We start from the raw sequence: 18,532 nt of genomic DNA, 5'->3' as shown, positions 1-18,532 counted from the left end.
TTATTCGTAACGTAAGGATTCTATAGGATCTAATTTAGAAGCTTTAATAGCTGGCATTAACCCAGATATTAAGGCTACGATAAATGAGATAGCAACAGCGGTAAACATAGCTTTCCAGGGTGTTGTAAAATTAAATCCAGCAGCCGACGATACGGCAAAACCTATAAGCAATCCTAGAATAATTCCCAAAACACCACCCATTTGACCAACAATGATGGTCTCAATAAAAAATTGGGTAGAAATAGTTTTACGTTTGGCGCCTAATGCTTTTCTAACACCTATTTCACGAGTTCGCTCAGATACCGTAACCAGCATAATATTCATCAAGGCTATCGAAGACCCGAAAATTGTAATGATGCTAATTACCCAAGCAGCCATATACAGGTATTTGGTCATAGAGGCGACTCTATTCGCTAAATCTTCGCTACTTTCAATGGCAAAGTTATTTTTTTCAATAGGTTTAAGTTTTCTAACGTTTCTAAAGGTATAAATAGCTTCATCTTTAGCGTTATCTAATAATTCCTTTTTATCAACTTTAATACTTAAATTATAATTGATATTGGGATTCGTAAAAATAGAACGGGCTAGTTTTATCGGGATGATAATACGGTTATCTTCACTACTGTTAAATCCTGTTTTTTTGGACTCCAAAGTGCCTATAACCTTAAATTTATGACCTCTTATACTTATGGTTTTGTTAATTGGGTTTAGGTCTTTAAAAAACTCCTCAACAATATCATTGGCAATCACGCAAACATTGTTATTGTTATCAACATCAAATACGGTAAACTCGCGTCCTTGATTGATTTTAAGTCCGGAATTTTGAATAAAATTTTCATTAGCGCCTAATATAAGAACGTCCGGATCTGTTTTTTCGCTTTCATATTTTATTTCGGCCGATCGGGTTCCTGTAAAAGACAAAGAAACCTGAGATAACGGAAATTGATAAGCGTTTATAAAATCATTGGCATCGGCGTATGAAATAATAGGGTTTTGTTTTTGAATTCTGCCGCCACCATGACGTTGAATAGCAAACTCTTCACGCTGTATATTAAAGGTGTTTGATCCCATAGATGAAAAATCACCCGAGATGGTATTCTCAAGGGCGGAAATAGCACTTAAAATGCCAACAAGAGCTGTAATACCTATAGCAATAATTAAAACTGTCAAAATAGTACGTAACAATTGACTTTTTATAGAATTTACGGCAATTCTAATATTTTCTCGTACTAATGAAAACATAAATGAGTGTTAAGGATTATCGACTTTTAAAGTTAGACTCTTAAAGGCGAATAAAGTTACTATAATTTTTAAAAAAGGTGTTAAGTCACGGCAAAAATTAAGATATTTGTGCTTTAAAAATTAATCAATGGCTCAAAAACCAAGTATTCCTAAAGGCACAAGAGATTTTAACCCTGAACAGGTAGCAAAACGCAACTATATTTTTCAGACCATAAAAAAGGTGTTTGAAACGTTTGGCTTTCAACCTATAGAAACGCCTAGTTTTGAAAATTCTGATACCTTAATGGGAAAATACGGCGATGAAGGTGATCGATTGATTTTTAAGATTTTGAATTCGGGTGAGTTTTTGCAGACTTTTAATATATCATTAATTGAATCAATAAAAACAATTCTTTACAACCTTCAAGCTTATTTGAAGAAACACGATGATAAAAACACAGATGCAATTATCAAAAGTTATAGAGATAATTTATTAGAAGTTTTCCCAAAAATTTTAAAATCAAATAACCAAATAAAGTTTGAAGACGAAAAAACAAAATTCGAAAATTTATGTAACGATATCTGGTATTTTGTAGAGCTATACATAATTTCAATTGACGGAAATGTCGAAAAATTAAAAAATTCTGATAATAATGTTCTAACGGAATTTACCATGAAAGTTTTTGGTGGATTTTCATTCAATTTAGGTTCTGGATACATGAATAATTATATCTCCGAAAAAGCCCTACGCTATGATTTAACAGTCCCTTTTGCGCGTTATGTAGTTCAACACCAAAACGAAATTGAATTTCCGTTTAAGCGTTACCAGATGCAACCTGTTTGGCGTGCCGACAGACCGCAAAAAGGACGTTTTAGAGAGTTTTACCAATGTGATGCCGATGTGGTTGGAAGCACATCGCTTTGGCAGGAAGTAGAGTTTGTTCAGTTATATGATACTGTATTTTCAGCGTTAAAATTAGAGGGTGTTACTATTAAAATTAATAATCGTAAAATATTATCTGGAATTGCTGAAGTAATTGGTGCTCAAGATAAATTGATTGATTTTACGGTGGCGCTTGATAAGCTTGATAAAATAGGAGAGGAGAAGGTTAAGGAAGAGATGTTAAGCAAAGATATTCCGCAATCTGGCATTGATAAATTACAACCTTTATTTTCGTTAACCGGAACGTTTGAATCTCAAATAGAGAGTTTAAAAACGATTTTAGCGTCTTCAGAAGAAGGTATAAAAGGTATTCAAGAATTAGAGTTTATCAAGTCAGCTATTACAACATTAGGATTGCAAACCGCAACTTTACAATTGGATGTAACCTTAGCTCGTGGGTTAAATTACTATACGGGTGCTATTTTTGAAGTCTCTGCGCCAGAAAATGTTCAAATGGGTTCCATTGGTGGCGGTGGCCGATATGATGATTTAACAGGAATTTTTGGGTTGAAAGATGTGAGTGGTGTTGGTATTAGTTTTGGTTTAGACAGAATATATTTGGTGTTAGAAGAATTAAATCTATTCCCAGAAACCATCACGAAAACTATTGAGGTACTCTTTATAAACTTTGGAGATAAAGAGGCATTATTTAGTTTAAAAGCTATTAAGAAGTTAAGAGAAAGCGGTATTAATGCAGAACTTTATCCAGACGCCGCTAAAATGAAAAAACAAATGAATCATGCTAATAAGCGTAATATTCCATTTGTAGTTTTAGTTGGAGAAGAAGAGATTACTTCAAATAGTTATACCTTAAAAAATATGATTTCTGGAGAGCAACAAAAATTGACACTTGAAGAACTAGTTTCTGTTATAAAATAAGAGTCCCAAATGTGACTTCAGGACTCTTGGCTAACTAAAAAGTAGATTTGGGGTTCTACTCACATAAAACAAAACTAAACTAACTTATTGTATTAATATTTTTTTAGACATCAGGCTTTCTGCTGTTTGCACTTTTATAATGTAAGTACCAGCGTTAAGGTGCTTTGTTTTAAACGCTTGGTATGTTTTATTTTCTATAGTTTCAAATTTGTAAATGGATTGCCCTAACATGTTAAATATTTGGGCAGATTCTATGTTTCTTAAAGCGGAGTTTTGAATGATTAAACTTGAAGACGCATTAGAATAGTAAACATTTAATCTATTAGTTTCAAATTCGTTGGAGTCCAATGTATCACTGGTTTTAGAATTTGAAAATGTAATCTCAAATCGGTCTAAATAATTTCCGGTTGTTAAGTAGACTTCAAAGTTGCTTTCCTTTAAGTTGTGATACGTATTTTGTTCTTTATCATGAACAAAAATATCAAGATTGGCTGCGATGTTTTCTAATTCATCAATTTTGATTGTTGTTAATCCTTCTTGGTATATTTTAAAGCCTAAGGGTAAGTTTTGATTGTTACTAAAGTCGTTTATAGCCTGTATAATGTAATTGTTTTCATTAATTACCCAGAACATGTCTTCTTTATTATCTTCAATTAAAGGCGCATCATAGCCAAAATCAAAGTCATTCGAAGCTTGTTCATCAACTCCAACAAGTAACTGACGATGATATCCAATAGGCGAATCAAATAATAATTTGATTTTTTGCCTTATATCTGTATTGGTGTTATTACTATTTGTCGTTGCGGATGATTTTTCTTTGGTAGTTTCAGTTTTAATAAATATTGAAGGATCTAATGTCTCTGTTTTAAATGTTCTCTGACTATTTTTAAATCTTAAATTACCACCTGCATCAGCAAACACAAAAAAACCTTGGCTAACGGGAACATATCGTTGTGGTATTTTGGTTCCTGAAAGTTCTGTTTGATTTAGTCTGGCATCATTTACAATAGCCTTCGTGCCACCCATCAATGAATACATAGCAAAGCCTCCATGGTATTCGGCTAAAGCATGTGTTTGACTCGTAAAATCTTCCCAAAAATACAAGGTTCCGTTTATAATATTTGACGATGCTCTGCCACCATTAGCAATGCTTGTATTGTCGCGAATAAATTCATCGGCATCAAGAGCAGAAGGATATGGGTTTCCTAGTAAATAATCTTTATTGGCTGGTAATGCAATTGTAATATCACCATTATTTGGTTTTCCTTTAAACACATAGTTTTGCTCTTGAGTTTTATCAAGTCCAGTAGCAGCAACACCTTTCATAGTGTAACCTTCTCCAGCTTTCAGAGTTCCTGTACTTCTTACATGCTGCCAGCATGGATTACTGTTATTTGTTTGACTGGCGTATTTCCAAACCCAATAATCGGCAATACTAATAGGAGTAACACCCGGATCTCCTGGGTCTCCATTGTATCCAGATGTTAAAAAATGAATGGATAGAGGGGATGATGGGATAGAACCATCTTTGAGTATATCAGGGAGTTTGTAGCTGTTATTATTGGTTGTTGTATTACTAATGCCAACAGGAGATGACCAGTAGTTGTAGGTATATAAATCTTTGGTTCCTTGTTGATCTCTTTCTAAAGTTCCAGTACTTCTGGGATCTAAATAACTATCAGTACCTTGAATTAATTGCGATTCGCCATCTAAATCAATCATACCATCTAATTTTAAATAGTTTGAGATATCTAAGCTATGACTGGCTGTTATAGAGAGTTCATCTGCACTATTTTTTAGTCCTAAAAGTTTTAAATTTCTTGACACAAAAATAGGATCTCTAGTTTCAACAATATTCCAATCTATTCGGGTAGAACCATCAACGCCAATTGTGTTGGGCAGATTTAAATCATTTCCATGTAACCAGGTTGAAGTTGTATCCCAATCTAACGCTGTGGCAGAATTTATATCAATAGATTTGTAAGGTAAAGGAGCCGATTGCAGCTGTATAGAATTCATATTTTTGGCAATTCCGTTACGATTATTTCCTGATGCATCATTTGCGAGATTATCAGTCATTGGATAGTAGCCTTCGAGATTGCTCCATAATAGTTTATCAGAAATATTTAAAGGAACAACTTTGCCTTTTACGAAAATATCGTTCTGCTCTATTTCCTGATTCATCATTTCATGGATTTGTCGTTCCGTTAACGCAATATTCCATACGCGTACTTCATCAATAAAACCATTAAAATAATTGGTAGGGAAATTTGACGAATTACTATTATAAACGGCCCCGATTATAAAAGGTTCTTCATCCTGCGAAGGTCCTGTTGAAATTAAGGTTTCGGATACCTGTAAGCCGTCCACAAATAGTTTGACTGTTTCGCCATCAAATGTAGCTGCTATATGATACCATTTATTGTTTAAAATAAAGTAAGGTGATATAGTATTAAGAATTTCATTTCCTGTAGCATTGTACCAAGTTATGTTTGGGTAGTTATTAATTAATGATAATTGATAACCATGTTTACTTTTTGCATTTGAATCTCCTTTTGAAATAATCGTGCCATTAGTAACGGTTGCTTCTTGCAACACCCAAGCTTCTAGTGAAAATGAATTAGTTAGATTGTGTACATTTCCTAAATCAATATAGTCATCAATGCCATCAAAATCTATTTTTGGAGTTGTATCTATACCTTGTGGAAACACAAAAAAGTAGCTGCACATGCATATAGCGATTGCTATTAATCTGAAAGATTCTACAGCCTTATTCATAAGTAGTGGTAAAAGAAATAGTTTGGGACTATTTTAATACATCAAATATAGACAAAAAATCTGCAAAACGCAAATAAATACGATGAAATACACGATTTGTGATTTTGCTCTTTAAAAACTGTAAAACTTTTCTGGATTTAAAAATTTGAATTATACTTTTTTGAGCAAATTTACTTCTGAAGAGGTTATGAGTTGAAGGTGTTTTGTGATTTTTTCAATATCCCAATTCCACCATTTTATTTCAAGTAAATTGTTAATATCATTATCAGAAAATCGTTTTTTAATCAGCTTCGCCGGATTTCCTCCAACAATAGAATAAGGTTTAACATCTTTTGTAACGGTTGCATTTGTTACAATAATTGCTCCGTCGCCAATAGTAACGCCTGGCATAATGGTTGCATTGTGGCCTATCCAAACATCATTTCCTATAATAGTGTTGCCTTTACTTGGTTACGATTTTCCATCCATAGCATGTTCCCTACCGTTTCCAACAACAGCAAACGGATAGGCAGAAATAGAATCAGTTAAATGATTACCGCCATTCATAATAAATGAAACACCAGACGCAATCATACAAAATTTCCCAATGATGAGCTTATCACCAATAAAGTCGAAATGATATTTCACATTGGTTTCAAAGTTTTTAACATCTTCAAAATCATCATAATACTTATAATCTCCAACAATGATGTTGGGGTTAGTAATGATGTTTTTTAAAAAGCATAATTTATTGTAATTGGGTATAGGGTAGATGTTATTTTTATTTGGACCTTGCATTGTTTGAGGTTTAAAGTTGAGTAAAAATAGCTATTGAGTAGGCGAAGACACTAAATGAAAATGACTTTTTTCACTAACCCATTTCCATTGGGAAAGTCCAAAATTCCCCGAATCCTGCATAACTCTCATTTCGTATTCGTTAATTATTTGTATCGTAACATGTCCTGATAGGTTATCATTTCCTATAGGTATATCGCTCCAATGTAAAACAATAGTATCATTTTGAATAGTTCCATGCCCAACATGACACCAATTGGAACCTTCGTTGTATTGTTCGGTTTTTCTATTCATTCCTAGCCAGTATACCAAGTTACCCTGTACTTGTATCCAAAATAGATTGTTACTTGATGATTTCCAAAAACCGCTTTTAATTTTTGATATGTGATTTGTATCGCTCATTGGGTATTATTAAACAGTTTGGTTTAGTCATTTGTTTCGCTTTGTAATGAGAATTTAAATGACGAACAAGTTAATCAAATACAAATATAAGGCATCGTAATTTTAAAGGGAATAAGAGTTATGATATTTTAATTAATTGAGTGAATAAGCTTAATTTCTGTTTTAAAATAATAAATAAGGAGTTTTTAATTGATTAAAAAAAAGCACTTTTATACGCAACTATTTGTAGGTTTTATCATCTTAAAAATGAATTAAAAAAAGAATATAACATATGAAAAAATCAATTGTATTTGTAAAAACTATCATGGTAGCAAGTCTTTTATTTGTGGGTTGCAGTAACGATAATAGTCCAAATTGTCCACAAGCTTTAACTGGTGAACTTGACGCGACAGAAACGGCGTTTGTTGGTGACTGGAGTTTTATGGGCATGGTCTCAGAAAAGGAAATAGATCTTACTGATGACAACGAGGATAATCCAAGCACAAATATATACGATCAATTTGAGGAGTGCCAACAGGATCTTATTTATAGTTTTGAGAATGATAGAAGCTACTCATTAAAACAAGGATATGTTGCAACAAATTGTACTAATAAAGTTCAGTTGAATGGTACTTGGAAGTTGACAGGAGGTGTTTTATCCTTTGTAACAAACTGTTCTACAAACTATCTTAACATTGAGTTTAATAATGATAAGACTGAGTTTACCTTTGAAGAGACTTACAAGTTTGTGGATGTAGATGGACAAATTATTACAAGTAAAGTAACATTTACGTATGGGAAAATGACTAGCTAATATTATTTTTTACAGACGTCTCTAAAGTTTTTTGGATAAGTCCAGTAGGTTGTTGCTGGGCTTATTTTTTTTATAAACAGTGCTATCAGTTGTCTATTATAATTCAAATAATTTAATTGTATAATCAAATAATTCAGTTCCACCCCATTTTCCGTGTCCAGGAATGATGATTTTAACTTCTGGATATTTTAATTTGACTTTACTAACAGTTTCAGACCATTTATTTATGTTTGCATCTCCCAAATAACCTTTACTGGCCCCAACATTTTTAATCAGACATCCACCAAAAATAGCATTATCTTCAGGAAAATACCCTATAATATTGTCTTTGGTATGACCTTCACCAAAGTATTCTGCATAAACTTTTTTATCCCCAATATTTAACATCAGAGTCTTATTAAACTCTATAACTGGTTTAGAAAATTTTTGACCATGATTTTTGAGTAATTCAGTAGTTTGATTTGTAGCGTATGTTGGAATATTGTGGGCTTCAAATTCCTGAATTCCACCAACACAATCTTCATGAAAATGAGTTGGGATAACAGCTGTTATTTCACTTTTAAGTTGATTAGTAACGAAATTTATTAATTCTAACGAACTTTTGTTGTCAGTTGGTGTATCAAAAATAACTCCTTTATTTTCATTTACAACTAACATTCCATTGCAAGCTACTTTTCCAAAATCGTCCGTATTTAAAAAAGAAATATGTTCATAAATATGATTTGATAGTTTTTTAATTATTAAATCTTTGGTTTGATAAATTATCAAACTATCAACGGGTAGTGTCTTAGTTTCTAATTTATTAAAATCTTGTTTTGCATGATTATGTTTCGACGACAACTTTTTACACGAAGTAAAAGTAAATCCAATTAGAAGAAAGAGTATTAGTTTTCTCATAAATTATGTTTTCTATTCCATACTTGTTTTTAGGGATAATTTTTCTTTGATAGCACAAGCTGTTTTAGTGATTGCTAATCCGCCTTTACCTGTACACTTAACGGAAGTAGGCATTTGTTTACTTACAGATGAAACAGTTTCAATTACTTCATTTAATGGAATGAGCGCATTATATCCAGCACAAGCCATAGTTGCTGAAGATAGTGCATTAACGGCTGCGCTTACATTTTTTCCAAGGCAAGGTGCCTCAACACGATCTGCAATGGGATCGCAAATTAAGCCAATCATATTCTGAATAGCCATAGAAGCCGCATCAATACCTTGTTTAGCCGAACCACCAAATAATTGCACGATACCAGCGGCTGCCATTCCAGCAGAAGCGCCACATTCCACTTGGCAGCCATGTTCCTCAGCAGAGAAGCCAGGACCCATAGCAAAATAGACTCCAATAATCCCTGTAGCGAAATATGCTTGAATCAATTCGTTATTTGAAGCGTTTATATCATCTGCGACAGCCCTTAAAACACCTCCCACAACGCCACAAGAACCAGCCGTGGGATTCGCTACAACAACTTCCATTGCACTTTTCGATTCCATAATAGCTGATACATTAGCTATAATTTTATTTACAATAGAATTTTCTAGTATTTTCTTTTTCTTTTGAGCCTTATCAATTAAATGTGACTGTTGAGGTAAAATCCGGTCTTTATAATTGGTGCCTTCTAAGCCTGTTTTAATACTGCCTTCAATTATCTCAACAATATTTTTCATTTTATTAATTACTTCGTCATCATTCAATCCACTCTGATTTTTTTCATATAATAAGCCTATAGCTCCTAAGTCAAGATTTTCTTTTTCTGCAAATTCTATTAGGGATTGTATAGATGTAAAAGGTAAATCAGATTCATTTCCTGATACAATGGGTAATACTGGTTTTATAATAATTAATTCATCAAAACTGATTGTATGCTTTAATTTATCAATGACGTATTTAGAAATTTCTTTTGAGAATTTAATATTTATTAATCTCTTTTTATCATTGAAAGATTCAGAAATAGATTTTTTTTCTGAAAATAGAAGCGCAATGTCTTGTAACAGAATATCTTTAGGGATACCAATTAGAAGCAATTCATAATAACCTCCATTTATACTTACTTTAAAACCGTCTATTTCTTGAATTTCAAAGGATCCACCACCAATTGATATAGCAGTAACTTGCGTTTTTTTTCCATGAGTTCCTTCTAATACTAAGCGAAACGTATTGACATGGTTTGTTTGATATGAATTTATTTCATAAAAGATTGATATTCCTTTTTCTTTAGCTACTTGTTCTGTATTCTTTATTTGGTCATCAGACATTTCTAATCCTAACAATCCGCCTTCAATACCAATTGTGGTTCCCTGCTCTCTATAGTTGGGAGCCCATGCACCATCTTTATCAAAATCAATAATAGCTTTTTTAAGAGGCTCATTTAAAATATCAATACATATTTTGGCTGCACGCCATGATGCAGCAGTATGCGAACTAGAAGGACCTCTCATAATTGGCCCAATTACATCATTAAAAATTCCTGGTCTATTTTTCATGATTCTACGTTATTGTAATAGTGAGTAATTTAGTGATTACAATCATTATAAAAAAACGACTAATTAATATAATTATGAGAATTGAAATCAATAATTTATAAATATTAATTCTAAGTTAGACATCTAAAAATATAAAATATTTGTAAGACAATTTATTTGTTTTGTAACAAACACTTTTAAATTTTATGTCCCAGTAAAGTTCGCAACTTCACTTGATGAACAGATACAGTATAGGGTCTTTTTTCTTTAAGTAACTAAATATTTCCTCCTGTTGGTCATCGGTATAAATCTTGTTCCTTTGGGGAATTGATTTTAATACAGGTATCCTTTTTATAAAGTTTAATCTCATAATTTCATTGTGCTCCATGACTTGGATCATACTGCTTAAATCTGCTCTATAGTTAATCCTATTTCTGGGAGAACTATTTATTAAAATATCATTTAAATATTCGAATAGGATTTTTTTATCGAAGAGGTTAATGGTATTTATATTTGGATGTTTTTTGTAATCCATTTTAAAAGTTTTTAATCTTGCCATTATAATTTTTCAGGATACGCTACGCTTGCTAACTATTTCTTATTTCAATTTCAAAACAAAACTAAATGCTTCATTTAAAGTTGTTTTTGATTTGTTTTTAACCTGATTTGTTGACACTTGTTCTTTTGTTTCCTGAATGGTTGTTGCGAGTACTCATTTTGGTGATTTAGTTTTTGGTGCAGTTCTATATTATCGGAAAATGGATTATAACCTCGTTTCAGCAGTCTTATTAAGACTTTTCTGCATACGGTTAGAACTTCTAAACGTTCTTTTTTGATATTATATCCATTGGTATTCCATAGAATGTTGTAAGCCTTTTCATTTTTCCTGTTTCTGGGTCTTGGAATGAAAGATAAACATACCAACGCTTACTAAGATCTCTGCTTGCGGTATAGATTTTAGGGATGGGAAAAGGTTTCTTTTGTGACAAATTGTATGCACTTTCTTATGCGTAAGTAAGAATTAGTTTAATTGTAAGCATAAAAAAACGGTTTAGAGTGAACTAAACCGTTTGTTTTTAATCGATTAACATTTGTAGCGAGAGCGGGGCACGATCCCGCGACCTCCGGGTTATGAATCCGACGCTCTAACCAGCTGAGCTACCTCGCCATAATTTAAGGCTGCAAATATAAAAACAATATTATTGTCAACAAACATAACTTGTGCAAAATATTATTAAAAATTATTATTAAACTTATCTTTTTATGTATATATTGAGCCAAATAAATTTTTAAAGTAGAAATGGACGATAAAATTAAATTTGAAATAGAATTTCCTATACATGCATCACCTCAGTTATTATATCAATATATTTCCACACCTTCGGGGTTATCTGAATGGTTTTCAGATAATGTGAACTCAAGAGGTGAATTATTTACCTTTATTTGGGATGATAGTGAAGAACAAGCTAAGCTTTTGAGTAAAAAGAGCGGAGAGCGTGTTAAATTTAGGTGGGTTGCAGATGAAGACGAAGAATTACTTACCTTTTTTGAGCTTAGAATACAAGTAGATGAAATAACTAAAGATGTGTCTTTAATGATTGTTGATTTTGCTTATGATGATGAAATCGATGAAGCTAAAATGTTATGGGAAAATCAAGTTTCAAGTTTAAAACAAGTATTAGGCTCTGCATAGTAGAAATAATTACACATTAAATATATAAGCGTCCTAACTCTAATTTTATTAGGGTTTTGGACTTTTTTTTATGATAAATTTTAACGAAAAGATAGTTGAAGACGACTTATTGATGTCTATAAACAACAGAGGATTTAATTATGGTGATGCTCTTTTTGAAACCATAAAAGTGTCGCATGGTAAATTATTGTTTTGGGAAGATCATTATTTTAGACTGATGGCTTCTATGCGTTTGATGCGTATGGAAATTCCTATGAACTTTACCATGACATTCCTTGAAAATCAAATTCAAGAGCTACTAAAGGCAAATGAGTTACAAAATATATCGTCAAGAGTTAAATTAGTGGTGTATAGAAAAGAAGGTGGTTTGTATTTGCCTAATACAAACGACGTCGGTTTTGTAATAACAGCAAGCCAATTAGATGATGATTTTTATTTGCTTAAAAATGATAGCTATGAAGTGGATTTGTTTAAAGATTTCTATATATCACCAAGTCTATTATCTACATTAAAAAGTAATAACAAAGCCATTAACGTGGTTGGTAGTATTTATGCTAAAGAAAACGATTTGCAAAATTGTTTGCTTTTAAATACTGATAAAAAGGTAGTTGAGTTTCTTAATGGTAACATTTTTGTTGTAAAAGACAATGTCATAAAAACACCACCATTAACCGATGGATGTTTAAAAGGAATTATGAGGAAACAACTTATTGAAATACTTCAACAGCTTTCAGAATATGAAATTTTAGAGAGTTCCATTTCACCTTTTGAACTTCAAAAAGCTGACGAAATTTGGATGACAAATGTAATTACAGGGATACAACCAGTTACAAAATACAGGAAAAAATATTTTGAGTCTAATGTGTCAAAAGTAGTACTGCAAAAATTAAATGTAAAAATGAGATTGAATTAATTGTAGTTTGGATTTTCTGGAGCATTAGACCAAATGCTGTATTCGCCACCAAACTCTAACATTTTTTCTTTCCAAAAAGATTCATAATCTTTTTCCATAATCTCTTTTTTGTAAACATTTTCGGTGACAACCCAAGAGTTTGCTTTAAGCTCTGTCTCTAATTGATTTGATTTCCAACCAGAATAACCAAGAAAAAATCGGATATCATTTTCAGAAATTTTATCAGACGCGATAAGTTCAGCTACAGTATTAAAATCGCCACCCCAAAAAATGCCCAGAGATATTTCTATACTATTAGGAATTAGTTGTGGTACCGTGTGAATAAAGTAAAGATTATCTTGCTCAACAGGACCTCCATTATAGACTTTAAGTGAGGTTTCTATTTCCGGAACCAAGTCATTAAGTGTATACTCTAAAGGTTTATTAAGAATAAAACCAATAGATCCTTCGGCATTATGGTCTGCTAATAGCACTATAGACCTATTAAAAGACATATCACCAATAATAGCAGGCTCAGCTATTAATAAGTCTCCTTTTTTTGGTTGTGTTGAAATCATTTAAACAGCATTTGTTTTCTAAATCTAACATATATATCTTAAATAAGCAATAGTTTTTATTTTTTTTAATAAAAAAAGCCTTCTATTTAGAAGGCTTTAATGAATATTTAACGAAGTAAATTAGTTTACTGCTCTAGATAAATCTGAACCAGCTTTAAACTTAACTACTTTTTTAGCTTTAATTTTTATAGTTTGCCCAGTTTGAGGATTTCTTCCTTCTCTTGCAGCTCTTTTAGAAACTGACCAAGATCCAAATCCTACTAAAGAAACTCTGTTACCTTTTTGTAAAGCTCCTTCTATTTCAATAAGAGCACATTCTAAAGCTTTTTTAGCAGCTGCTTTAGTAATTCCAGCATGTTCTGCCATTGCATCGATTAAATCTGTTTTGTTCATAATGTAAAATTTAATTATTAATAAATTGTTGGTTAAAACATTTTTTTGTTAAATCCTCTACAAATTTATACGGATTATGTAATCATGCAAGTAATAGCAAGGGAAATGCTAGGTATTGTTGATAACTTCTTACATTTGTTAATAAAGCCTATGCGTTTTGTCGATTATTTCAAAATATCAGTAAAAATAGGGGTTTAGAGCATTTTTGCTTTCATTTCAAATTGATACCCATTAAGAAGCGATTTTATATCCATAGAACGTTTTCCAGGAAGTTGTAATTCTTTAATAATTATAAAGCCATTTTTTGTAGCTACTTTAACCTCTTTTTTTGAAGAGATAACCGAACCTATTTCAAAGGAATGCTCGCAAACTTCTATGTCACTTTTATATATTTTAATCGCTACAGGGTCTTCTATATTCATCAAGTAGCACCACGCGCCTGGATACGGACTTAAGCCTCTAATTTTGTTGTGAATGTTTGTTAACGAGTCGTTCCAATCAATTTTACAATTATCCTTATTAAGTTTATATGCAGTTTTGATATCTTCAGAATCTACTTGAGGTGTTGTTTTAACGGAATCTTGCTCAATTAATTCTACTGTTTTAAGAACTAATTCACTTCCTAAAGACATAAGTTTGTCATGTAGGCTTCCCGCTGTATCTTCAGAATCTATTTTTATGGATTCTTGCAGAATCATTTCACCCGTATCAATTTTATCATCAATAAAAAAGGTAGAAACCCCTGTTTTAGTTTCACCATTAATTATAGCCCAATTTATAGGTGCAGCTCCGCGATAATCAGGTAATAAAGAGGCATGCAAATTGAACGTACCATATTCTGGCAGGCTCCAAACAACTTTAGGTAACATTCTAAAAGCGACGACTATTTGCAAATTGGAGTCAAGAGCTTTTAACGCATTCAAAAAGGCATCATCTTTTAAATTAGTAGGCTGCAGTATGTTTAGATTCTGAGTGGCTGCATATGTTTTTACGGCACTCTCATTTAGTTTTCTGCCACGACCGGAGGGTCTATCGGGTGCTGTTATTACGCCAACAATATTATAGTGGGCCTCTACCAATGTTTTGAGTGTTGCTACCGCAAAATCTGGAGTTCCCATGAAAACAATTCTTAAATCTCTCATTTATGAAATAGTTTGTATGTGTTTGTTTTTGTTATTGAAATGATGTTATGTTCTAACAACATTTGTATCATGTCTTTTATATCTTTTTCAGAATAGTCAAGCATTGAAATCATCTCTCTAGAAGATAAATTTTTTGTTTCCAATGACTCTATAATTTGATTCTTTAAGGCTTTTGTGTTTAGTGTTTTACTTGGTTTTTTAGTAGAAGTGCAAACAGAACAAATACCACAAGGATTAACATTTTTCTCGCCAAAATAGGAGAGGAGCTGTACACTTTTGCAAATATCATCATTTTTAATATAATCGAGAACAGCATTTACTTGTAACTTTTTTAAGTTGTTTTGCTGTTCAATCATGTCCGCTATGCGATTGATTGTTTTATCATCTTCTCGAGGTTCAATAAAGGTTATTTGCGCATCCGTTTTAGAAAGATTTAAAGCTATAATCTCATCTTTTTGCAATTGTTTTAAAACAGAGATAACCACAGCTTCTTTGGTTGAAGCTTTTTCAGCGATGCGGAGCGTGTTTATTTTGGTGTCATGATCAAAAATACCACCATACATTCGTAACATTGATTTTACAATAAGTACTTTGTCATGATGTGTTTCTAAATAGCGAAAAACAACAGAATTTGAAGCCGTTATTTGAAGGCTTACCTGATTTTGAAATTGTTTTGATAAATTAATAATACTAGTTCTATCTAGTAAAAGTAGTGCGTTGTAGCATAGCATGTTACCAAAGTTGTACGTTTTGCAGAAACTATTAAAATCAAAATCATACGTACTGTAAGCACCTTCACCGTAAGGTATTTGAAAATAATTAGAGAGTTTTCTATACACCTGCTTTATAAAATCAATTGTGGGTAAAACGCTTAAAAACTGGTTTTTAACTAATTGTTCGTCACTATTATTTTTAAGAATAACAGCAAATGCTTTATCTCCATTTCTACCCACTCTGCCAGCTTCTTGAAAATAGCTTTCAATACTTTCGGGTAAATTAAAATGAATAACTGTTTTAACATCGGGTTTATCGATACCCATTCCAAAAGCATTGGTTGCGACCATAACTTGCTTTTGATTGTTAAGCCATTGTTGCATGTGAGCATCCTTTTCATTATTAGGGAGACCTCCATGATAATAGGTTGCGGTAATTCCTTTTTTTTCTAAAAAGGAACTTATTTCGAGTGTTAGTTTTCTGTTTCTAACATAAATTATGGAAGAGGCTGTATATTTTTTTAAAATACTTTCAATACGGTAATATTTATCGTCTTCATGCAATACTAAATACGCTAAATTGGGTCTTGAGAAGGATTGCTTAAATATTTTTGGATTAATAAAATCAAGTTCCTCAATAATATCTTCAACTACTTTTGGAGTCGCTGAAGCAGTTAAGGCTATCACATTAGCAGTAGGTTGCAGTTGTCTTAGGAGCGTTATATTTTTGTAGGCCGGTCTAAAATCATTACCCCATTGCGAAATACAATGCGCTTCATCAACCGCAATAAGATTTACATTCATTTGTTTAATGCGGTCTTGAACCAATTCCTGTTGCAAACGTTCAGGCGATAGATATAAGAACTTATAATTCCCATAAATACAATTATCCAGCATCGTATCTATTTGTTGTGACGAGATGCCACTAGTAAGCGCCATAGCTTTTATGCCTTGCTCTTGAAGGCGCTCCACCTGGTTTTTCATTAAAGCTACTAATGGAGAAATAACAATACAAATACCTTCTTTGGCTAATGCAGGAATCTGAAAGCACAATGATTTCCCACCACCCGTAGGCAACAAAGCAAAGGTGTCTTCACCTTCTATTACCGCATTTATAATGTCTTCTTGAAGAGGTTTAAACTCGGTAAAGTTCCAATACCGTTCTAATATGTTTATAGGATGTTGCAAAAACTGCTTTAAAGACTATTAATTATAAAATTGGTGCGCTCTTTGATCGTTCCAAACGGAACTTTAATAATGGTATATCCTAAGTTTTCATAAATCTGTTCTAATAAATCATGGATTTTAACAGCTTCATTAAAAGATTCAAATCGTTCAGTATCTGTCTTATAAATTGATTTCCAAGGAGGCAGTAAATATACATGACTATATTTGTTTTCATTGCACACACTTAAAAATTCATTAGAATAGGATTGATTAAAATATTCCATATACGCTAAAACATCAGGAATACCGCGGTCAAAAAACACAAGAGGGTCGTCTACAAGGGCAGCTTGTTTATATTGGGTTAAGCGACCCTGTAATAATCTTGTATTAAAATCTAACGGATCGTTTACAAAAGCAATTGGATTTGAAACATGGGTAGAAGAATCACTATCCTTTGTGGCTTCTAAGGTTAATGTTCGTATAATCTCTTCAAAACAGTAGTAGTTTTGATGTTTCAATTCATTGATAATAGACGTTTTTCCAGTTCCCGGGCCGCCAGTTATCACAATTTTTTTACTATCCAATGTGATGCTATTTTGCTGTAAAAATCGGAATTTAATTGATGAAAAAAAAATGCTAAGGAAACTGTATATTTGCAACCTATAAAAAAGATTATGAGTACAAATCAAAACCCCGAAGAATTTTACGATAAATTAAAAACACAATTATACGAAACGAACACTTGGCCTGCCGAGTATCTGTATAAGTTTATTGTAAAATCTGATATAGAAAAAATAGCGCAAATTGAAGCTATCTTTAATAACATGGGAGCAGTTATTAACACTAAAGCTTCAAAAAACGCCAAATACACAAGTATTTCCATTAATGTGCACATGAAAAATCCTGAAGCTGTTATTGAAAAGTATTTAGAAGTAGCAAATAATGTAGAGGGTGTTATTAGCCTTTAGTTTTTTTTTGTTACTTTTGAGCTAGCATAACAACTACATGCAGAAACCAATTAATCTACACACTTTATTTTGATTATAGATAATTTAGAATACAACACAGAACGTGAGCATTTAATCATTCCGGAATATGGTCGTCATATGCAAAAAATGATAAACCATGCCAAATCAGTTGAAAACAAAGAAGAACGCGAAAAAGTAGCCAAGTCTATTATTGCCGTTATGGGAAATTTGCAACCGCATTTAAGAGATGTGCCAGATTTTCAGCATAAACTTTGGGATCAATTGTTTATCATGTCTAATTTCGAATTAGATGTTGATTCACCTTACCCTAAACCTAGTAAAGAATTTCTTGAAGAACATCCAGAGCCTTTAAAATATCCACAAAATTTTCCTAAATACCGTTTTTATGGTAACAATATCAAAACCATGATTGATGTTGCCAATACTTGGGAAGAAGGAGAACTTAAAGAAGCGCTTATTTTTACTATTGCCAATCACATGAAAAAGTGTTTTTTAAATTGGAATAAAGATACGGTTGAAGATGATGTTATTTTTCAGCATCTGTTCGAGCTTTCAAATGGTAAAATAAACCTTAAAAACACGGATGAAGATTTATCTGATGCCACAAGTTTATTGCGAACCAAATCAAAATACAGTTCCAATACCAATAATAAAAAAGGAGGCCATAAGAAAAATCCAAACCGTCCAAGAAAGCGTTATTAATCGTATATCA

16 protein-coding genes, 1 tRNA gene and 1 pseudogene are annotated in these 18,532 nt (G+C 32.2%); 6 read left to right on the top strand and 12 right to left on the bottom strand.

The genetic code is table 11. The annotated features are described in order from the left end of the window. Positions 1-1,242: an ABC transporter permease gene (locus G5V56_RS07595; protein WP_166963487.1), complete on the bottom strand. Its 1,242-nt coding sequence runs from the start codon at positions 1,240-1,242 to the stop codon at positions 1-3. A 127-nt stretch (positions 1,243-1,369) separates the two neighbouring features. Between G5V56_RS07595 and hisS the strand changes: the two genes are divergently transcribed. Beyond that, positions 1,370-3,043 carry a histidine--tRNA ligase gene (gene hisS / locus G5V56_RS07590; protein WP_166963485.1) on the top strand — a complete coding sequence of 558 codons (1,674 nt, stop codon included), beginning with the start codon at positions 1,370-1,372 and terminating at the stop codon, positions 3,041-3,043. Between the two features lie 84 nt (positions 3,044-3,127). Here hisS and G5V56_RS07585 read toward each other — a convergent pair whose 3' ends face one another. From G5V56_RS07585 to G5V56_RS07575, 3 genes and pseudogenes are all read right to left on the bottom strand, one after another. Continuing rightward, a complete protein-coding gene (locus tag G5V56_RS07585; protein WP_166963483.1) occupies positions 3,128-5,821 on the bottom strand; it encodes a LamG-like jellyroll fold domain-containing protein in 2,694 nt (897 codons plus the stop codon). A gap of 150 nt (positions 5,822-5,971) precedes the next feature. Continuing rightward, a pseudogene (locus tag G5V56_RS19195) lies at positions 5,972-6,598 on the bottom strand (CatB-related O-acetyltransferase). A gap of 30 nt (positions 6,599-6,628) precedes the next feature. Next, positions 6,629-6,997, bottom strand: coding sequence for a hypothetical protein (locus G5V56_RS07575; RefSeq protein ID WP_166963481.1), 369 nt, complete (start codon positions 6,995-6,997; stop codon positions 6,629-6,631). 271 nt (positions 6,998-7,268) lie between these two features. Here G5V56_RS07575 and G5V56_RS07570 point away from each other — a divergent pair, with 271 nt between their 5' ends. Continuing rightward, entirely contained in the window at positions 7,269-7,790 is a 522-nt protein-coding gene (locus G5V56_RS07570) for a DUF5004 domain-containing protein (protein ID WP_166963479.1), read from the top strand. A 96-nt stretch (positions 7,791-7,886) separates the two neighbouring features. Here the strand turns inward: G5V56_RS07570 and bla are convergent, their stop codons facing one another. From bla to G5V56_RS07555, 3 genes are all read right to left on the bottom strand, one after another. Then, complete coding sequence (gene bla / locus G5V56_RS07565) at positions 7,887-8,687, bottom strand: subclass B1 metallo-beta-lactamase (RefSeq protein WP_166963477.1); 801 nt, start codon at positions 8,685-8,687, stop codon at positions 7,887-7,889. A 12-nt stretch (positions 8,688-8,699) separates the two neighbouring features. After that, positions 8,700-10,274: an L-serine ammonia-lyase, iron-sulfur-dependent, subunit alpha gene (locus G5V56_RS07560; RefSeq protein ID WP_166963475.1), complete on the bottom strand. Its 1,575-nt coding sequence runs from the start codon at positions 10,272-10,274 to the stop codon at positions 8,700-8,702. A gap of 1,073 nt (positions 10,275-11,347) precedes the next feature. Next, positions 11,348-11,421, bottom strand: a tRNA-Met gene (locus G5V56_RS07555). Positions 11,422-11,553: 132 nt separating this feature from the next. Between G5V56_RS07555 and G5V56_RS07550 the strand changes: the two genes are divergently transcribed. After that, positions 11,554-11,946: an START-like domain-containing protein gene (locus tag G5V56_RS07550; protein ID WP_166963473.1), complete on the top strand. Its 393-nt coding sequence runs from the start codon at positions 11,554-11,556 to the stop codon at positions 11,944-11,946. Between the two features lie 70 nt (positions 11,947-12,016). Then, a complete protein-coding gene (locus G5V56_RS07545; RefSeq protein WP_166963471.1) occupies positions 12,017-12,859 on the top strand; it encodes an aminotransferase class IV in 843 nt (280 codons plus the stop codon). Here G5V56_RS07545 and G5V56_RS07540 read toward each other — a convergent pair. The 5 genes from G5V56_RS07540 to G5V56_RS07520 all read right to left on the bottom strand — a co-directional run bounded on the left by G5V56_RS07540 (position 12,856) and on the right by G5V56_RS07520 (position 17,415). Further along, positions 12,856-13,416, bottom strand: coding sequence for a YqgE/AlgH family protein (locus G5V56_RS07540; protein ID WP_166963469.1), 561 nt, complete (start codon positions 13,414-13,416; stop codon positions 12,856-12,858). The genes G5V56_RS07545 and G5V56_RS07540 overlap by 4 nt on opposite strands. 120 nt (positions 13,417-13,536) lie before the next feature. Continuing rightward, positions 13,537-13,809: an HU family DNA-binding protein gene (locus G5V56_RS07535; protein WP_166963467.1), complete on the bottom strand. Its 273-nt coding sequence runs from the start codon at positions 13,807-13,809 to the stop codon at positions 13,537-13,539. Positions 13,810-14,003: 194 nt separating this feature from the next. Then, positions 14,004-14,951: a methionyl-tRNA formyltransferase gene (fmt, locus tag G5V56_RS07530; RefSeq protein ID WP_166963465.1), complete on the bottom strand. Its 948-nt coding sequence runs from the start codon at positions 14,949-14,951 to the stop codon at positions 14,004-14,006. Next, entirely contained in the window at positions 14,948-16,852 is a 1,905-nt protein-coding gene (locus G5V56_RS07525) for a RecQ family ATP-dependent DNA helicase (protein ID WP_166963463.1), read from the bottom strand. Before G5V56_RS07525 ends, fmt begins: the two co-directional genes overlap by 4 nt. Positions 16,853-16,860: 8 nt before the next feature. Next, positions 16,861-17,415 (bottom strand): AAA family ATPase, encoded by a 555-nt coding sequence (locus G5V56_RS07520; protein ID WP_166963461.1) that lies wholly within the window; start codon positions 17,413-17,415, stop codon positions 16,861-16,863. Positions 17,416-17,505: 90 nt separating this feature from the next. On the opposite strand from G5V56_RS07520, the gene G5V56_RS07515 reads away from it, so the two are divergent. Both G5V56_RS07515 and G5V56_RS07510 read left to right on the top strand, forming a co-directional pair. Continuing rightward, positions 17,506-17,799: a DUF493 family protein gene (locus G5V56_RS07515; protein WP_166963459.1), complete on the top strand. Its 294-nt coding sequence runs from the start codon at positions 17,506-17,508 to the stop codon at positions 17,797-17,799. Positions 17,800-17,871: 72 nt separating this feature from the next. Continuing rightward, on the top strand, positions 17,872-18,522 hold the full coding sequence (locus G5V56_RS07510) for a DUF4290 domain-containing protein (RefSeq protein ID WP_166963912.1): 651 nt from the start codon (positions 17,872-17,874) through the stop codon (positions 18,520-18,522). Positions 18,523-18,532: the final 10 nt, after the last annotated feature.

Origin of the sequence: Yeosuana marina, from assembly GCF_011762485.1 — a bacterium.
Taxonomy (GTDB): Bacteria; Bacteroidota; Bacteroidia; order Flavobacteriales; family Flavobacteriaceae; genus Yeosuana; species Yeosuana marina.
Note: the sequence above shows the minus strand (reverse complement) of the source record. Positions and strands in the feature narration are given on the sequence as shown.